15 protein-coding genes are annotated in these 15,775 nt (G+C 38.0%); 8 read left to right on the top strand and 7 right to left on the bottom strand.

All coding sequences use genetic code 11. The features are described from left to right. Positions 1-62 precede the first annotated feature (62 nt). The 4 genes from ACMGDK_RS18305 to ACMGDK_RS18290 all read left to right on the top strand — a co-directional run bounded on the left by ACMGDK_RS18305 (position 63) and on the right by ACMGDK_RS18290 (position 3,334). The gene (locus tag ACMGDK_RS18305) at positions 63-359 is read left to right on the top strand and encodes a hypothetical protein (RefSeq protein WP_436809254.1); all 297 of its coding nucleotides are present in this window, start codon (positions 63-65) and stop codon (positions 357-359) included. Between the two features lie 311 nt (positions 360-670). Further along, a complete protein-coding gene (locus tag ACMGDK_RS18300) occupies positions 671-1,414 on the top strand; it encodes a hypothetical protein (RefSeq protein ID WP_436809253.1) in 744 nt (247 codons plus the stop codon). A 240-nt stretch (positions 1,415-1,654) separates the two neighbouring features. Beyond that, positions 1,655-2,443, top strand: coding sequence for a hypothetical protein (locus ACMGDK_RS18295; RefSeq protein ID WP_436809252.1), 789 nt, complete (start codon positions 1,655-1,657; stop codon positions 2,441-2,443). A 99-nt stretch (positions 2,444-2,542) separates the two neighbouring features. Then, on the top strand, positions 2,543-3,334 hold the full coding sequence (locus tag ACMGDK_RS18290) for a hypothetical protein (protein WP_436809251.1): 792 nt from the start codon (positions 2,543-2,545) through the stop codon (positions 3,332-3,334). A gap of 73 nt (positions 3,335-3,407) precedes the next feature. Here ACMGDK_RS18290 and ACMGDK_RS18285 read toward each other — a convergent pair whose 3' ends face one another. The 5 genes from ACMGDK_RS18285 to queA all read right to left on the bottom strand — a co-directional run bounded on the left by ACMGDK_RS18285 (position 3,408) and on the right by queA (position 8,533). After that, positions 3,408-4,385 carry a polyprenyl synthetase family protein gene (locus ACMGDK_RS18285; RefSeq protein ID WP_436809250.1) on the bottom strand — a complete coding sequence of 326 codons (978 nt, stop codon included), beginning with the start codon at positions 4,383-4,385 and terminating at the stop codon, positions 3,408-3,410. Positions 4,386-4,458: 73 nt separating this feature from the next. Further along, positions 4,459-5,337 carry a hypothetical protein gene (locus ACMGDK_RS18280; protein WP_436809249.1) on the bottom strand — a complete coding sequence of 293 codons (879 nt, stop codon included), beginning with the start codon at positions 5,335-5,337 and terminating at the stop codon, positions 4,459-4,461. A gap of 53 nt (positions 5,338-5,390) precedes the next feature. Then, the gene (locus tag ACMGDK_RS18275) at positions 5,391-6,308 is read right to left on the bottom strand and encodes a sterol desaturase family protein (protein WP_436809248.1); all 918 of its coding nucleotides are present in this window, start codon (positions 6,306-6,308) and stop codon (positions 5,391-5,393) included. 72 nt (positions 6,309-6,380) lie between these two features. Then, positions 6,381-7,415 carry a dual-specificity RNA methyltransferase RlmN gene (gene rlmN, locus ACMGDK_RS18270; RefSeq protein ID WP_436809247.1) on the bottom strand — a complete coding sequence of 345 codons (1,035 nt, stop codon included), beginning with the start codon at positions 7,413-7,415 and terminating at the stop codon, positions 6,381-6,383. Positions 7,416-7,483: 68 nt separating this feature from the next. Then, positions 7,484-8,533: a tRNA preQ1(34) S-adenosylmethionine ribosyltransferase-isomerase QueA gene (gene queA / locus ACMGDK_RS18265; protein WP_436809246.1), complete on the bottom strand. Its 1,050-nt coding sequence runs from the start codon at positions 8,531-8,533 to the stop codon at positions 7,484-7,486. A gap of 181 nt (positions 8,534-8,714) precedes the next feature. Between queA and ACMGDK_RS18260 the strand changes: the two genes are divergently transcribed. From ACMGDK_RS18260 to ACMGDK_RS18245, 4 genes are all read left to right on the top strand, one after another. Then, the gene (locus tag ACMGDK_RS18260; RefSeq protein WP_336378301.1) at positions 8,715-9,407 is read left to right on the top strand and encodes an AIM24 family protein; all 693 of its coding nucleotides are present in this window, start codon (positions 8,715-8,717) and stop codon (positions 9,405-9,407) included. A 180-nt stretch (positions 9,408-9,587) separates the two neighbouring features. Further along, positions 9,588-10,985: a Gfo/Idh/MocA family protein gene (locus tag ACMGDK_RS18255; protein WP_436809245.1), complete on the top strand. Its 1,398-nt coding sequence runs from the start codon at positions 9,588-9,590 to the stop codon at positions 10,983-10,985. After that, positions 10,975-11,880: a sugar phosphate nucleotidyltransferase gene (locus tag ACMGDK_RS18250; RefSeq protein WP_436809244.1), complete on the top strand. Its 906-nt coding sequence runs from the start codon at positions 10,975-10,977 to the stop codon at positions 11,878-11,880. The genes ACMGDK_RS18255 and ACMGDK_RS18250 overlap by 11 nt, the downstream gene beginning before the upstream one ends. Further along, positions 11,871-12,905 carry a phosphotransferase enzyme family protein gene (locus ACMGDK_RS18245; protein ID WP_436809243.1) on the top strand — a complete coding sequence of 345 codons (1,035 nt, stop codon included), beginning with the start codon at positions 11,871-11,873 and terminating at the stop codon, positions 12,903-12,905. Before ACMGDK_RS18250 ends, ACMGDK_RS18245 begins: the two co-directional genes overlap by 10 nt. 192 nt (positions 12,906-13,097) lie before the next feature. Here ACMGDK_RS18245 and ACMGDK_RS18240 read toward each other — a convergent pair whose 3' ends face one another. Next, positions 13,098-13,589, bottom strand: coding sequence for a DNA-deoxyinosine glycosylase (locus ACMGDK_RS18240; protein ID WP_436809242.1), 492 nt, complete (start codon positions 13,587-13,589; stop codon positions 13,098-13,100). Positions 13,590-13,712: 123 nt separating this feature from the next. Continuing rightward, a complete protein-coding gene (locus tag ACMGDK_RS18235; RefSeq protein ID WP_436809241.1) occupies positions 13,713-15,707 on the bottom strand; it encodes a S9 family peptidase in 1,995 nt (664 codons plus the stop codon). Positions 15,708-15,775 lie beyond the last annotated feature (68 nt).

The following is a 15,775-nucleotide window of genomic DNA, read 5'->3' as shown; positions in this document are numbered from 1 at the left end:
AATCTTTTTTAAAAATTTGATAATAAAAGAATTGTATTTTATATTGTAAAAAATTGTAAATAATGGAAAAAAAGTCAACTCACATCCTGAATGCATCCAGCAATCTTTTAGGTTTTTCCCTGATTATCATCACTTCCCTCAAAATCACTAAAATCAGTGGGAATACACATCTGGATGAGTTTGCAGGTATAGCATGCCTGTTATTTTCCTGCAGCTGTTTTTTTTCGTTTATGGCGATCAGGACTAAAAGCGAAAAGCGAGAAAATACATATGAGACCATTGCGGATTATCTATTTTTAATCGCTTTATTTTGTATTGTTTTAGCAGTTATTATTGTGACTGTAAAAATAATTGATTAAATCTATCATCCAATCATTTCGTTTTTCAAAATTTTATTTCTTTCTGGGAATAACTCACTATTCTGTTCTTATAAAGAAGGTGAGTAGAAGGCTTAAGTGTATAGATTAAATCAAGTCCAGGAGATATATTTTACATATTTCTCAATATTTTGATTAAAATTTTATCAAATATATTACATTGTTAATCATATTTTCTATAATGGTATAAAAATTGAACATCAGAACAAAAAATTATATAATTTTAACTTAAAATAAAACAAATGAAAAAAAAATTATTTTCGGCTTTTGGTGTTTTAATAACAACATGCCTTATGTACTCCCAAGTAGGGATAAATACAAGCAACCCACAAACAGTTCTGCATGTAGACGGCGCTAAGGATAACACGGCAACGGGGGCTCCTATCGCAGCTCAGCAAATTAATGACTTTTCTGTTACTTCATCCGCTAATGTAGGAATAGGAACTACAACACCTAGTCAAAAGTTAGACGTAGCCTCTGGTAATGTCCGAATCCGTGATATTAATGCTAATATAGGAATTGGGGGAACTGACAGAGTAGTAGTGGCTGACGCAACCGGAATATTAAAAACGGTTAATTTTAATGATTATTCCTTGTTCCATGCACGTTTGGCTAATGATCAAATCCACGTCAGTGGTAATATAACAACTCTTTTATTTGCCACACCTCTTGCAACGTCTCCGTATTATGCCTATAATAATACTACAGGAGTCTTGACTTTTAATCAGGCAGGAAATTATATCGTCACCTTACAGGCCAGTTTTGCTAATTTAGCTGCAGCAGGTACACAGCTGGTTTTAGGTATTCGCCCGGTTCCAGATGCCAATTATATAGCAAGGGGCAGCCATTATAATGCAGCCATTACAGGTGGTAGTATTGGTGAACTGATGAATTATACTACCCTGGTAGTCATTCCAACAGCCGGCTATCAAATTCGTTTTACATCTGCAGCCAATGCCAATTGCACCATTTTAGCAACAGAAACAGGAAGTACGGGTAGTGGAAATGTGACCAACGTAACGGTTCAGAAAATATAAATCTCATTAATCAGAGAAAACAGCCTGAACGCGACTAATGTTCAGGCTTTTTATCACAAACTGTAGAAACGGCATTACTTAATTATAAACACATTTTTACATATTTCATAAAATTAGCTCCAAAAAGAACCTAAAATTTATCATATTATTAATCCTTATCTCTATAATGGTATAAAATTTGATTAATGAAAGAAAATTTTATGTAAATTTTTAACACACAAAAGAAAAAAATTTAAATCGATGAAAAAAATCATTATTTCGCTAGTTGGCGTTTTTTTAACGTCAAGTATCACCTATGCACAAGTTGGTATAAACACAAACAATCCACAAGCTACTTTCCATGTTGACGCCGCAAAAGACAACCCTCAGTCGGGTGCACCTTCGGCCGCACAGCAGGTTAATGATTTTGTTGTGACCAGTACCGCTAATGTAGGTATTGGAACTACAAGTCCAACAGACAAGCTAGATGTAGCTTCAGGAAATGCACGAATCCGAAACATCAACACAAACATTGGAATAGGAGGAACTGACAGAGTTGTAGTAGCCGATGCCAATGGAGTTTTGAAAACTATAAATTTTAATTCTTATTCTTTATTCCACGCAAGATTGGCAGCCAACCAGCCAGTTTCGATTTCAATTACAACATTACTGTTTGCTGCACCATTATCAACATCACCTTATTACAGTTATAATACATCTACCGGTGTTTTAACATTTAATCAGGCGGGAAACTATCTGGTAACCTTACAGGCAGGTTTTGCCAGTGCTCCGGTCGGCACACAATTATTAATAGGAATAAGACCTGTTCCGGATGCAGATTATTTGGGCAGAGGAAGCCACTACAATGCTGTAGCTACAGGAGCCAGCATCGGAGAATTAATGAACTATACTACATTGCTAATAATTCCAACTGCCGGTTATCAGGTACGTTTCACAGCTGCTCCTAATCAAAATTGCACCGTTTTGGCAACTGAAACAGGAAGTACAGGAAGTGGAAATGTTACCAATGTTACGATACAAAAAATTTAAATTTTACCATATTGTCAATCATTCTTTCTTTCTGTATAAAATTGATAAGCAGAATGGAATGTTAGGTAATTTTCACATACAAAAAGAAAAAAATTAAAGATGAGAAAAAAAACTATTTCGTTTCTTGGCGTTTTCTTAACGTCAGGTATTATCTATGCACAAATAGGTATAAACACTAATAATCCACAAGCTACTTTGCATGTTGACGCTGCAAAAGACAACCCTCAGTCGGGTGCACCTTCGGCCGCACAGCAGGTTAATGATTTTGTTGTGACCAGTACCGCTAATGTTGGTATTGGAACTACAAGTCCAACAGACAAGCTAGATGTAGCTTCAGGAAATGCACGAATCCGGAACATCAACTCAAACATTGGAATCGGAGGAACTGACAGAGTTGTAGTAGCTGATGCTACAGGTGTTTTGAAGACCATTAATTTTAATTCATACTCTTTATTTCATGCCCGCCTTACAGCTAATCAAAGTTTGACAACAGGTAACATTAGTACTTTGGTATTTTCCGCACCGCTTGCCACTTCTCCTTATTACAGTTATAGTACATCAACAGGTGTTTTAACGTTTAATCAGGCGGGAAATTATCTGGTAACTCTACAGGCTAGCTTTACAAATATGGCAGCGGGAACCCAGTTGCTGTTGGGGATAAGACCTGTTCCGGATGCAGATTATCTGGGAAGGGGAAGCCATTACAATGCTGCTGCTAACTCAGGAAGTGTGGGAGAATTAATGAATTACACCACATTACTCATTATACCTACGGCAGGTTATCAGGTTCGTTTCACTGCAGCTCCCAATCAAAACGCAACTGTTTTATCTACTGAAACAGGAAGTACAGGAAGCGGAAATGTCACGAATGTTACAGTACAGAAAATATAAATTTACCTTTTATATCCAAAAAAAATCTGAATGCTCGAGCATTCAGATTTTTTATTTATAGTAATTTATTGTTCTAAAATTTTCGCTCAATCACATAGTCCAGCATACTGTGTAGTGATTTTTTGGCTTCCGAGTCAGGAAATTCATTAAGAATATCTTTAGCTTTCTGCTGGAAATCTTTCATTACTTTTATGGCATAATCCATACCTCCGGAATTTTTGACAAAATCTATAAGCTCCTTAACGCGTTTCGGCTCGTTATTGTAACGTTTGATGGTGTTGAAGTAATATTTACGATCTTTTTCACCGGCTATTTTTAAAGTATGAATCAAAGGAAGGGTCATTTTTTGCTCCTTAATATCAATACCGACAGGTTTCCCGATGACATTGGAACTCAGATAATCGAAAAGATCATCCTTGATCTGGAAAGCCATCCCGGTATAGGTTCCGAAATTCATCATTTTTTTAGCCAGAGTTTCATCTGCATTATTGGACAGGACACCTATTTCACAACATGCAGCAATTAAAGTAGCAGTTTTCTGGCGGATAATCTCATAGTAAATATCTTCGGTAATATCCAGTTTTCTGGCTTTTTCAAGTTGTAAAAGCTCACCTTCGGACATTTCACGGATCGTTCTGGAAATCACTCCCAAAAGATCGTAATCTTTATGATCTGTAGAAAGCAATACGGATTTTGATAAAAGATAGTCTCCTACTAAAACTGCAATTTTATTTTTCCACAAAGCATTGATTGAGAAAAAATTACGTCGTTTAAAACTTTCATCCACCACATCATCATGTACAAGAGTCGCGGTATGGATCAGCTCGATCATAGAAGCTCCGCGGTAGGTTTTTTCATTCACCTCACCTATCAGCTTTGCGCAAAGAAATACGAACATAGGACGCATCTGCTTTCCTTTGGTAGTAACAATAAAACGCGTTACTTTATCCAATAAAGGCACTTTGCTCTGCATCGATTCATAAAACTTCTGCTCGAAAAGTTTCATTTCCTCATTGATCGGTCGCTTAATTTCTTCTACGATGTTTGCCAAAATCTGTGAATGAAAGGTAAATACTAATTAATTCTCACAAAGATAATTTTTTTCACGCAATTTCAGGACAAAATTAATCTTTGAGTTCTTCATTTGGGATAAAATAGAGTGACGGCTTTGCACTCCCCAGTCCTGACCTGAATTTTTCCCCTGAAATGTAGATGCCTGATTCATTAACGGCAATGCCTTCAATCTGTCCTACAGCCAAAGCACTGCCCAGATAATAATGTTTCGGTTTTTCTTTAAAAAACATGCCGGGTTCTGTTTCTCTAAAAACATTGAGAAAGACTTCCGTTTTCTTGGTATAGCCTACCAGATAAAGTTTTCTATTAAAATAAGCAGCATCGGTAACCACAAAATTAGTTTTGTAAGATTCTGTTTTCTCTGCTTTCTGCTTTTCAGATACTCCAGGATCAATGATATAATGGGATGTGGATTTTGACTTCCATTCTTTGGTAAACAGGTGCAGCTTCCCGTTCAGGTAAATCATCGCTTCTGCATCAAAATCATTGGCAGTATATTTTGGGATGAATTCCGTCTGTTCCGGATAATAGAATGATATTTTCGCAATAGAGTCATTCTTTACATCATCGTTTTCAAAGGGAAGTTTATAGATTTCCAGATCTCTTCTTGTTCCTCCGTTATTTCCGATGTCTCCAATGTAGAAATTCTTGCCGTCATTAGTCAAAGCCTCCCAGTCTTTATTTTTAGCATCGATTGTAAATGTACGCCTGATATTGCCTGAAGCTTCATCCAGTTCAAAAAGTTCCGGGGCATTACCACTGTCATTGAATGTATACAGTTTCCCATTAAAAATATTCAGCCCTGATGTTTCCTGGATTTTATCATCCAGATAACCAACTCTGTATTTTCTAATTTTTAAAAATTCCGTCTGCTGCGAAAATGAAGTTTGAAAAATAATAACAGCTATGAGAAGAATGAATTTTTTCATAGAACAAAAATAAGCGTTTAAGGAGAATTTTTATCGAAAGTGTCAGGCAGGTTTCATTTTTGCTTTCGCTCCTGCTTCATTAAATAATCTTTCTGATATTGTCTTACTGTTTTTCCTGTTCCATCATGCCTCCAGCCTGGAGAATTAAAAATATAATTGATCCTGTCAGAGAATTTCAGTCCGGGCTGTTTAATATCTTTCCAGATCTTTCTCCATTCATAGAGAAGAACGGTGTCTGGCTTATTGTCCGGCATTTTTGGATAAATTCCATATTTCACGGGTACATCCGGGTCTTCTTTTTCGAAGGTTCCGAATATTTTATCCCAGATGATGAGGCACATGCCCATATTTCTGTCCAGGTATTTGATGTTGCAGGCATGGTGTACCCTATGATGTGAAGGAGTTACCAGGATATATTCCAGAATACCCAGTTTTTTTACGGTCTGTGTATGCACCCAGGTCCCGTACACTTGACCAATAGCATAAACTACCATAATATGCCACGGATTGAAGCCTAAAAAAGCAAGCGGAGAAAAATAAAGATACCTGTAAAGCGGTTGCAGTACAGGGCTTCTAAAACCTGTTGTCAGGTTGAAATATTCTGAATTGTGGTGGGTAATATGAACTGCCCAGAATGCCCTGGAATGATGATCTACATAATGCAGCACATAATAGGCAAAATCTGTAATGGTAAAACAGATGAGCCAGTACCAAACCGTAAAATCCCATGTGAAAAGCCTGTGATTATAAAAGAAAAACATGATTCCCATGGCAAAGGCTTTCATGATCAGATCCAGGCCAAAGTTCATCAATGCAAGATAGATACTCGTTGCCACGTCCGTTCCATTATACAGTTTAGCCTCAGAAATATGGCTGTAGATCATTTCTGCTAAAATTACTGTAGCATGAAGCGGAATTGACCATGCATAGACATTTTCAAGTCCATCTTCACCTGTAAAGAAATCCAACATCCCTTATTAGTTTAAGTAAAGGTAGGATTTTAGGAAACTATTAAGAAAATTTTTGAATTTTTTAAGGAAATTTTAATCCGTAGTTTTATTGGCTAATTGCCCACAGGCTGCATCAATGTCTCCACCGCGGCTTTTTCTGATCATTACAGTGATTCCTGCATTTTCCAGCTGACGTACATAATTATCTTCCGCCTGCTTATTGCACTGATCATATTTTCCGTCTCCGATAGGGTTGTATTGAATCAGATTTACTTTGGAAGGAACCTGTTTGCAGTATCTGATCAGAGCTTTGATATCCTCATCCCCGTCATTAATTCCTTTCCATACGCAGTATTCAAAAGTAATGACCGAACCTGTTTTTTGGTACCAATACTGAAGGGCCTCCATAATATCCGTCAACGGAAATTTATCTGAAAAAGGCATGATCTCGTTACGCTTGGATTCAATAGCAGAGTGAAGCGAAAGCGCCAGTTTTACACGGAGCTCATCGTCTGCAAGCATTTTAATCATCTTTGGAATTCCGGATGTGGAAACGGTAATTCTTCTTGGTGACATTCCCAAACCTTCCGGCTGAGTAATTTTTCTGATAGCCTCCACCACATTCTTATAATTCATCATCGGCTCGCCCATTCCCATAAAAACGATATTGGAAAGCGGTCTGTTGAAATACATTTTACTTTGGCTGTCGATCAGAGCCACCTGGTCTACGATTTCGGCTACTTCAAGGTTTCTCATTCTTTTGAGTCTTGCCGTTGCACAAAATTCGCAGTTTAATGAACATCCCACCTGTGAGGAAACGCAGGCTGTTGTTCTTGTCTCTGTAGGAATAAGAACGGATTCCACCAACAGTCCGTCGTGAAGTTTCACACCATTTTTGATGGTTCCGTCTGTACTTTTCTGAAGCTGGTCCACAGAAACGGGATTAATGGTGTATTCTTCGGAAATTTTTTCGCGGAGAGATTTCGAAAGATTCGTCATTTCATCAATCGAATGGAGATTTTTACTCCATAACCAGTCGTAAACCTGTTTCGCACGAAACGGTTTTTCCCCTAAAGTCAGAAAATAGTCTTTAAGCTGGTCAAGTGATAAAACTCGGATATCTTTCATTAGTAAGGTTGCAGATGGGTTTCAGGTTACAGGTATTATTACCTGCAACCTGTTACCTATTATCTTTTTTATAAAATTAACATAGCGTCACCGTAAGAATAGAATTTATACTTTTCTTTTACGGCTTCTTCATAAGCATGCATGATGAAATCTTTTCCTGCAAACGCAGCAATCATCATCAATAATGTTGATTTCGGCGTGTGGAAGTTGGTGATCATCGAGTTGGCAACTCCAAAATCGTGAGGCGGATAAATGAATTTGTTTGTCCAACCGTTAAATGCAGAGATCTTTTTGTTTGACGAAACAGAAGTTTCCAATGCTCTCATCGTTGTAGTACCTACTGCACATACTCTTCTGTGAGCATCTACCGCTTTATTGATGATGTCAGCATTTTTCTCATCGATGATGATTTCTTCGGATTCCATTTTGTGCTTGGAAAGATCTTCTACCTCGATCGGGTTGAAAGTTCCTAAACCAACGTGAAGCGTTACTTCAGCAAAATCGATTCCTTTGATCTCCAATTTCTTCATCAGATGCTTGGAAAAGTGAAGACCTGCTGTAGGAGCAGCTACGGCTCCTTCTATTTTTGCATAGATTGTTTGATATCTTTCTGCATCTTCCGGCTCTACTGCTCTTTTGATATATTTTGGAAGTGGAGTTTCTCCTAATTCCTTCAGTTTTGTTCTGAATTCGTCATAAGAACCATCGAATAAGAATCTCAATGTTCTTCCTCTTGAAGTTGTGTTATCGATTACTTCAGCTACCAAAGATTCATCTTCAGTAAAGAATAATTTGTTACCGATTCTTATTTTTCTTGCAGGATCTACAAGAACATCCCATACTCTGGTTTCTTTATCCAGCTCTCTTAAAAGGAAAACTTCAATTTTGGCACCTGTTTTTTCTTTATTACCATAAAGACGCGCAGGGAAAACTTTAGTATTGTTGAAAATGAATAGATCTTTTTCCTCGAAATAATCCACAACATCTTTAAACAGCTTATGCTCAATGGTTTCTGTTTTTCTGTTAAGAACCATTAATTTGGCTTCGTCTCTGTGTTCAGATGGGTGTTCTGCTAATAATTCCGCAGGAAGATCAAAATTAAAATCTGATGTTTTCATTTTTTTAAATTACGGTTTAAAAATTATTCAAATTACAAGTGTAATTTTCGGTGTGCAAATATACGACATTCAATACCCCTTTGTCAAGTATTATTTAAAATCAAATATAAAACCGTGATTCTACGGTAATCTATGAAGGAAAAAAAGATTATTTTTGGAAATATTTAAAAAAAATTACACTATGAGCAAGTATTCATTGGAAGCTTTCGTCAACGAAACTAAAGAAAATCCACAGCAGAGAGATTATTTTGAGCTTGAAACACCACATATGCTGGAAATTAACCTCAACAATCAGGCTGTATGGACCAAAAGAGGAAGCATGGTAGGCTATGTAGGAGGCATCAACTTTGAAAGACAGGGAATGCTGGCAGGAGGTATCGGTAATCTTTTAAAGAAAGCGATCAGCGGTGAAGGAAGCAAACTGATGAAAGCCGAAGGAAACGGCAAACTGTATGTGGCAGATGCAGGAAAGAAAGTTCGTATCCTTTATCTGAACAATGAATCGGTATGTGTTAACGGGAATGATGTTCTTGCCCACGAACAGAGTATAAAAAGTGATATCACTATGCTTAAAAGCGTTGCCGGAATGATGGCCGGAGGTCTTTTCCAGGTAAAACTTTCCGGAACCGGACATATTGCAATAACAACCCATGGTGAACCATTAACTCTTATGGTAACTCCGGAGAATCCTGTTTTTACGGATCCTAATGCTACCGTAGCATGGTCCGGAAACTTAAGCCCCGACCTGAAAACCAATGTTTCTTTCAAAAGCCTTATTGGAAGAGGAAGCGGCGAAGAGTTCCAGATGAAGTTCTCAGGAAACGGATGGGTACTGATCCAGCCATACGAAGAAGTATATTTCACAGAAAAATAATACATTAAAAATTGATGATTGTAAGCAGCTGTTCTTCACTGGGCAGCTGTTTTTTATTTTTATGAAGAGCATTACTCTTTATGTATATCATCTAAGCTACCTGCACATCAATCCTGCATTCCAAAGTCTTTCCATGCCTTGCACCTCGCAACTTTTTAATATATTTAAGAAAAAATTTCAATGGACACCACCTCTTCACGCAGAAACTTTATTAAAACCGCTGCCCTGGCAAGCTTTGGCGCGTTAGTTTTACCTAATTCTTTATTTGCCTATTCCAATGATTTTAAATCAGATAAAAAAATCCGTGTCGGTTTTATTGGTGTAGGGCTTCGCGGGCAGGAACATGTAAAGCTGCTGGCAAAACGTAATGACGTAGAAATTGTAGCCTTTGCAGATCCTGATAAAAGAATGCTTGCTGCATCGCAAAAAATACTAAAAGACAATAATAAATCTGCCGCTCAGGAATTTTCAAACGGTGACTATGACTACCGGAATCTTTTAAAATTAAAAACCATTGATGCAGTAGTAATTGCTACTCCATGGGAATGGCATCTTCCACAGGGAACGGAAGCAATGAGAGCTAGGAAGATTGTAGGAATGGAGGTTTCAGGGGCACTAAAGCTACAGGACTGCTGGGAATTTGTAAAGGTATATGAAGAAACGAAAGTTCCTATTTTTATGATGGAAAATGTTTGCTACCGCAGGGATATTATGGCTGTTCTGAATATGGTCCGTAAAGGGATGTTCGGAGAGCTGGTTCACGGAAGAGGCGGCTATCAGCATGATTTAAGAGGAGTTCTTTTCAATGACGGTGTTACACCCTACAATTCCGGTGCTGAATTCGGGGAAAAAGGGTTCAGCGAGGCTCACTGGAGAACTGAACATTATGTAAAACGTAACGGAGAGCTTTACCCAACGCATGGATTGGGACCTGTGGCAGTGATGATGGATATTAACCGCGGAAACCGCCTGACGAGGCTTTCATCATTCTCTTCAAAGTCTGTTGGACTGCACAAATATATCGTGGAGCATCCTAAAGGCGGAGAAAATCATCCGAATGCCAAAGTAAAATTCAATCAGGGAGATATTGTGACGACACAGATTGCCTGTGCGAATGGCGAGACCATCCTTTTAACCCATGATACAAGTTTACAGAGACCATATGATCTTGGATTCAGGGTACAGGGAACAGAAGGTTTGTGGCAGGATTTCGGCTGGGGAGATTTCAACCAGGGGCATATTTATTTTGAAAAAACAATGAATCACAGCCACCTATGGGAAAATACGGAAAAATGGATGAAGGAATTTGACCATCCTATGTGGAAAAAATTTGAAAGTACTGCTGCAGGTGCAGGTCATGGAGGAATGGATTTCTTTGTCATGAATACCTTTATCGAATGTATCAAGCGAAATATAGAGTTCCCTATGGATGTTTATGATCTTGCTCTGTGGTATTCTATTACGCCGCTCAGCGAGGAATCTATTGCTAAAGGAGGTCAGGCTGTTGATATTCCTGATTTCACCAACGGAAAATGGAAAACCCGTAAACCTGTATTTGGAATGACGGATGAATTCTAAAAAGACATTGCTCATATTGGCAGGTGGCCTTGGAAGCCGTTACAAAGGACTAAAACAGATAGACGGGATATTGGATAACGGATCGCCAATCCTGGAATATTCCATCTATGATGCATTGGAAGCCGGTTTCAATAAAGTCGTTATTATTGTGAACAGACTGATTCCTCAAAACTATATTGACAGATTAAATATCATATCCGGAAAAGCAGGTTTTGAGCTTCTCTGGGTATATCAGGAAAAAGAAAATTTCCTGCCTCAGAATTTTGATTTTACAGAAAGAGAAAAACCCTGGGGAACCGGACATGCTGTTCTTTGCGCAAAGAATACGGTACAGGAACCCTTTGTGATGATCAACGCGGATGATTTTTACGGGAAAGAAGCCTATCAGCTGGCAGCTGAAGAAATGGATGTTCATATTTCAGGATCGCAGTTCGGAATGGCTGCCTATCCGGTAGAATCTACTTTGAGTGGAAATGGAAATGTAGCCCGGGGAATATGTACTTTAGATGCTGAAAATTATCTGGTAAAAATAGAGGAACAGACTTCTATCCGCAAGGAAGGAAATCTGATCATGTATACTGAAAAAGGAAAGGATATAGAAATAATTCCCGATACGCTGGTATCTATGAATTTTTTCATTTTCCATCCTGATGTTTTTGATGCTCTTGGAACTTATTTTAATGATTTTATAAGTTCATATCCGGGGTTATCACAGGAATTTTACATTCCTTCTGCCGTTCAAAAAATGATTGATGAGAAAAAAGCAAAGGTATTAGTGAAAGCCTCACCTTCGCAATGGATGGGTGTTACCTATGCAGATGATAAAAGCAGTATTAAAGATTTCCTGACCTCAGAAATCAAAAAAAACAGATACCCCGAAGACTTATGGAACTAAAACAAATTGTGGCCGGATTTACCGGAACTGAAAACTGTACGGTAACTCCTATTACGGATGGGCTGATCAATACCACCTATTTAATAGAAAGCCCTTATTCTGAGGAAAAGTTTATCCTTCAAAGAATCAATACCGCTGTTTTTCAGTTTCCGGAGATCATTACCCGTAATCATCTTCTGATCAATGAAATGCTGGCAGATGGAGAATATCCGCTACAGCCGGTTATACCGAAACCAACGTTAACCGGAAATTTTATAGTGAAAGATGAGGAGGGAGAATCGTGGAGAATGCTGAGCTTTATTAAAGATGCAAGAACTTTTTTTAAGATTCCCGATATAAAAACTGCCTATGAATCTGCAAAGGCTGTGGGATGTTTTCTAAATACTGTAAATCCGGAACACCTTCCGGACATTCATTCCCCAATTCCTGATTTTATTAATTTTGAAAAAAGGCTCCTGGATTATCAGGCATCTTTACGATATGCGGATGAAGATCTTATGAAGGGTGCTGAACCGGAAATCAAAATGATGAATGAGCTTCTTTTTCTTCCTCACAAATGGATCGAAATGGAAAAAAACGGTCTGTTGCCCAAAAGAATCATACACGGAGATCCTAATGTAAGGAATATCCTTTTTGATGAAAATTCAAGGCCTCTGGCTGTTATTGACCTGGATACGGTAACGGTTTCCACGATCCTATATGATTTCGGTGATATGGCAAGATCTTATACCAATACACTGGATGAGGATAATGGAAATGCAGATCATAACTTTAATCCTCATATTTACAGAACCGTAAAAGACGGGTTTCTGTTGTATTTAAAAGATAAACTGACTTTTGAAGAGCTTGAAAACCTTGACTATGCTGCACAGACTGTCATTTATATTCAGGCGATCCGTTTTCTGACTGATTATCTGAATGGAAATAAGTATTATTCAACAAAGTATGCTGAACATAATCTGGACAGGACAAAAAATCAGCTGGAGCTACTGAAAGGCCTGAGAAATTATCTGCGTGTTGATTAGTATCTGCCTATAACACAGTGCTCGCAATGACTGGAGTATAAGTTTCGGCGCGGGGAGCGATGCTCCCCGCGCCGAAACTTATACTTAAACTTTTGAAAATCTTTAATTTCTACTTATATAAACTTTTTAAAATTAAGTGATCTAAAGTTTTTAAGAAACACAAAATTTTTTATGCCTTTTATGGTTAAAAATTTAAATCAAGAATTTCAGAATCTTTTTCCATTCTTCCAGTTTCTTATCCAATGGCACTGTATGAAGAGGGCTTGTAGAAGGTAGCTGAACTATTGGTAACCTATAATTTTTCCCTAAAAGTTTTTGAAGGTTTTTGTATGATTTTCCTCCATTACAAAAGATAGATCTAATATTGGGATGTTCTTCCAGAAGTTCACCAATTCGGTTGGCTTCTTCATTTCTGATCTCCGAATCCAGGCTTCCTTTTCTTTCGCAGGAGTCTATAACGTCCCAGACTGCTATATGATGTTTCTTTAAAATATTTATCCGTTCAGTATAATCTTCGGTAAATTCTTCATTGAACAGTTCAAAAATAATAGTCCAGAATTTATTCTGCGGATGCGCATAATATTGCTGTTTTTCCAAAGATTTTACTCCGGGAATTGAACCTAAAATTAAAATTTCGGACTGATCATCAATTATTGGCGGAAACGAAGAAATTCTGTTTTGCATATTCAAATATATAAAATTTGGCTAAAGCCTCTCAAATCTGAAAACAAAAAGCGGGCTAAAGCCCGCTCCTATTAAATTTTGAACATTGGAAAATTGATTTCCGTTTATTCATTTACATTTTAATTACAAAGTTTCCTTCAGCCAGTCGAAGAATTCTCTCTGCCATACCAATCCGTTTTGCGGATGAAGTACCCAGTGGTTTTCGTTCGGGAAGTAAACTAATTTAGATTTCAATCCTCTTAACTTGGCTGCCTGGAAAGCTTCCTGCCCCTGCTCGTAAGGTACACGGAAATCGATGCCTCCCTGAACAATCATGATAGGTTTGTTCCATTTTTCAACAAAATTGCTTGGATTGAATTCTGTGTATGCTTTTGGAAGTGGTTTTTCCCATGGAGAACCAAGGTCCCAATTCGCAAACCAAAGCTCTTCAGTAGTAAGATACCATGATTTCATATCGAACAATCCATCATGTGCGATGAATGTTTTGAATCTGTTTTCATGGATTCCGGCTAACATAAATACGCTGTATCCTCCATAGCTCGCTCCTACTGCCGCTACTCTTTCACCGTCCACATAAGGTAAAGTTTTTGCGAAATCTGTTGCTGCCAGATAATCTCTCATCGGCTGTCCACCCCAGTCTTTAGAAATTTCTTCGTTCCATTTTGTTCCCCATCCCGGCATTCCTCTTCTGTTTGGAGCAACAATGATATATCCGTTGGCGGCCATTAAAGAGAAGTTCCATCTGGTACTGAAATATTGTGTCAGTGCAGATTGTGGGCCTCCCTGGCAGTATACCAGTGTAGGATATTTTTTATTGGGATCAAAGTTCGGCGGATAGTGGAACCATACGCCCATTTCTTTGCCATCCGATGTTTTCACCATTTTCAGTTCAGATTTTCCTTGTGCCAGTTTAGCATAAGCATCTTTATTGACTTCGGTAACCTGCTTCATTTCACCGTTTTTCAGATTGACAGAGAACAATTCCGTAGCGTGGTTTATGTCTGTTCTTCCTACTAAAAGTGAAGATTTATTGTCAGTGAAAATCTCGTTCACATCAAAATCACCTTTTGTGATCTGCTGTACTTTTGCAGCCTTAGGATCTAAAGAGAAAAGCTGTTTTGTACCTCTGAATGCTGCGGTAAAATAGATCGATTTTGAATCTCCGCTCCAGAATACATCTCCTGAAACACTTTCATCCCAGCCAGCGGTCAGATTTGTCGTTTTGCCAGACTTCCAGTCCATGATTTTCACATCATTCTTATCAGCTTCATAACCATCTCTGGCCATACTCTGCCAAACCAGGGATTTTCCGTCCGGGCTGAATTTTGGATTAACATCATATCCTTGGTTCGATTCTGTTAAATTCTTTGTTACTCCTGAAGCCAGATCGTAAGCAAAAATATCTGTGTTGGTACTTGTAGAGTACTCTTTCCCGCTTTTAGGCTTTGTAACATATAAAAGCTGTGAAGAATCCGGGCTCCAGATAAAATCTTCTGTTCCGCCGAAGGGTCTTTGAGGAGAATCCCAGGTTTTACCTTCCAATAGATCTTTTGCAGATTCTGCCTTGTCTGTGGTATTCACTACAAATACATGATTGTATTTCCCTTCATTGAAGTAGTCCCAGTGTCTGTGATTCAGGTCTGTATATACCTGAGCTGTCGTTTTAGGAGTATCGCTGTATTTGTCTTTCCCCATTAATTTTTCTACCAGAACCTGTTTGCTGAATGCAATTTTTTTACCGTCCGGAGAAATCACAATATTATCTGCTTCGCCTATGGTATAAAATTCAGACCAGGTTTTGCCGTTGTCTTTTGAAAGGTAGATTTTATCTCCCTCCTGAGCATAAATCCCGTTTTTATCCCACTGAATAAGGGCTTTTTTACCGAAATCTATTTTGGAAGACTGGTTGTTAAGAACATTGAGAAAGTAATTCTCATTTTTTGTTTTTTCTGTTTTCAGATCTACCTGTCCCACTTTATAAATCAATGAAGACTGATCTGGTGAAACTGCCTGTACTCCTACTTTTTTCAAAGTCCAAAGAATTTCAGGCGTCATTAACTGTTGTGCATTCATTAAGAGCGGAGCTGCCAGAGCCAGCAGACTGTACTTAAGTTTCATATGTTGATATTCATTTTTAACGGAATTATGAAATCGTGTAGATCTTATAAATTCCTTTTGTTTATTTC

Source organism: Chryseobacterium hilariae, from assembly GCF_051400735.1.
GTDB lineage: Bacteria > Bacteroidota > Bacteroidia > Flavobacteriales > Weeksellaceae > Chryseobacterium.
Note: the sequence above shows the minus strand (reverse complement) of the source record. Positions and strands in the feature narration are given on the sequence as shown.

Excerpts from the sequence above, each read along its gene's own strand:
- ACMGDK_RS18305 (WP_436809254.1), top strand. The coding sequence starts at position 63 with ATGGAAAAAAAGTCAACTCACATCCTGAATGCATCCAGCAATCTTTTA.
- ACMGDK_RS18300 (WP_436809253.1), top strand. The coding sequence starts at position 671 with ATGTACTCCCAAGTAGGGATAAATACAAGCAACCCACAAACAGTTCTG.
- ACMGDK_RS18295 (WP_436809252.1), top strand. The coding sequence starts at position 1,655 with ATGAAAAAAATCATTATTTCGCTAGTTGGCGTTTTTTTAACGTCAAGT.
- ACMGDK_RS18290 (WP_436809251.1), top strand. The coding sequence starts at position 2,543 with ATGAGAAAAAAAACTATTTCGTTTCTTGGCGTTTTCTTAACGTCAGGT.
- ACMGDK_RS18280 (WP_436809249.1), bottom strand. The coding sequence starts at position 5,337 with ATGAAAAAATTCATTCTTCTCATAGCTGTTATTATTTTTCAAACTTCA.
- ACMGDK_RS18275 (WP_436809248.1), bottom strand. The coding sequence starts at position 6,308 with ATGTTGGATTTCTTTACAGGTGAAGATGGACTTGAAAATGTCTATGCA.
- rlmN (WP_436809247.1), bottom strand. The coding sequence starts at position 7,415 with ATGAAAGATATCCGAGTTTTATCACTTGACCAGCTTAAAGACTATTTT.
- queA (WP_436809246.1), bottom strand. The coding sequence starts at position 8,533 with ATGAAAACATCAGATTTTAATTTTGATCTTCCTGCGGAATTATTAGCA.
- ACMGDK_RS18260 (WP_336378301.1), top strand. The coding sequence starts at position 8,715 with ATGAGCAAGTATTCATTGGAAGCTTTCGTCAACGAAACTAAAGAAAAT.
- ACMGDK_RS18255 (WP_436809245.1), top strand. The coding sequence starts at position 9,588 with ATGGACACCACCTCTTCACGCAGAAACTTTATTAAAACCGCTGCCCTG.
- ACMGDK_RS18250 (WP_436809244.1), top strand. The coding sequence starts at position 10,975 with ATGAATTCTAAAAAGACATTGCTCATATTGGCAGGTGGCCTTGGAAGC.
- ACMGDK_RS18245 (WP_436809243.1), top strand. The coding sequence starts at position 11,871 with ATGGAACTAAAACAAATTGTGGCCGGATTTACCGGAACTGAAAACTGT.
- ACMGDK_RS18240 (WP_436809242.1), bottom strand. The coding sequence starts at position 13,589 with ATGCAAAACAGAATTTCTTCGTTTCCGCCAATAATTGATGATCAGTCC.
- ACMGDK_RS18235 (WP_436809241.1), bottom strand. The coding sequence starts at position 15,707 with ATGAAACTTAAGTACAGTCTGCTGGCTCTGGCAGCTCCGCTCTTAATG.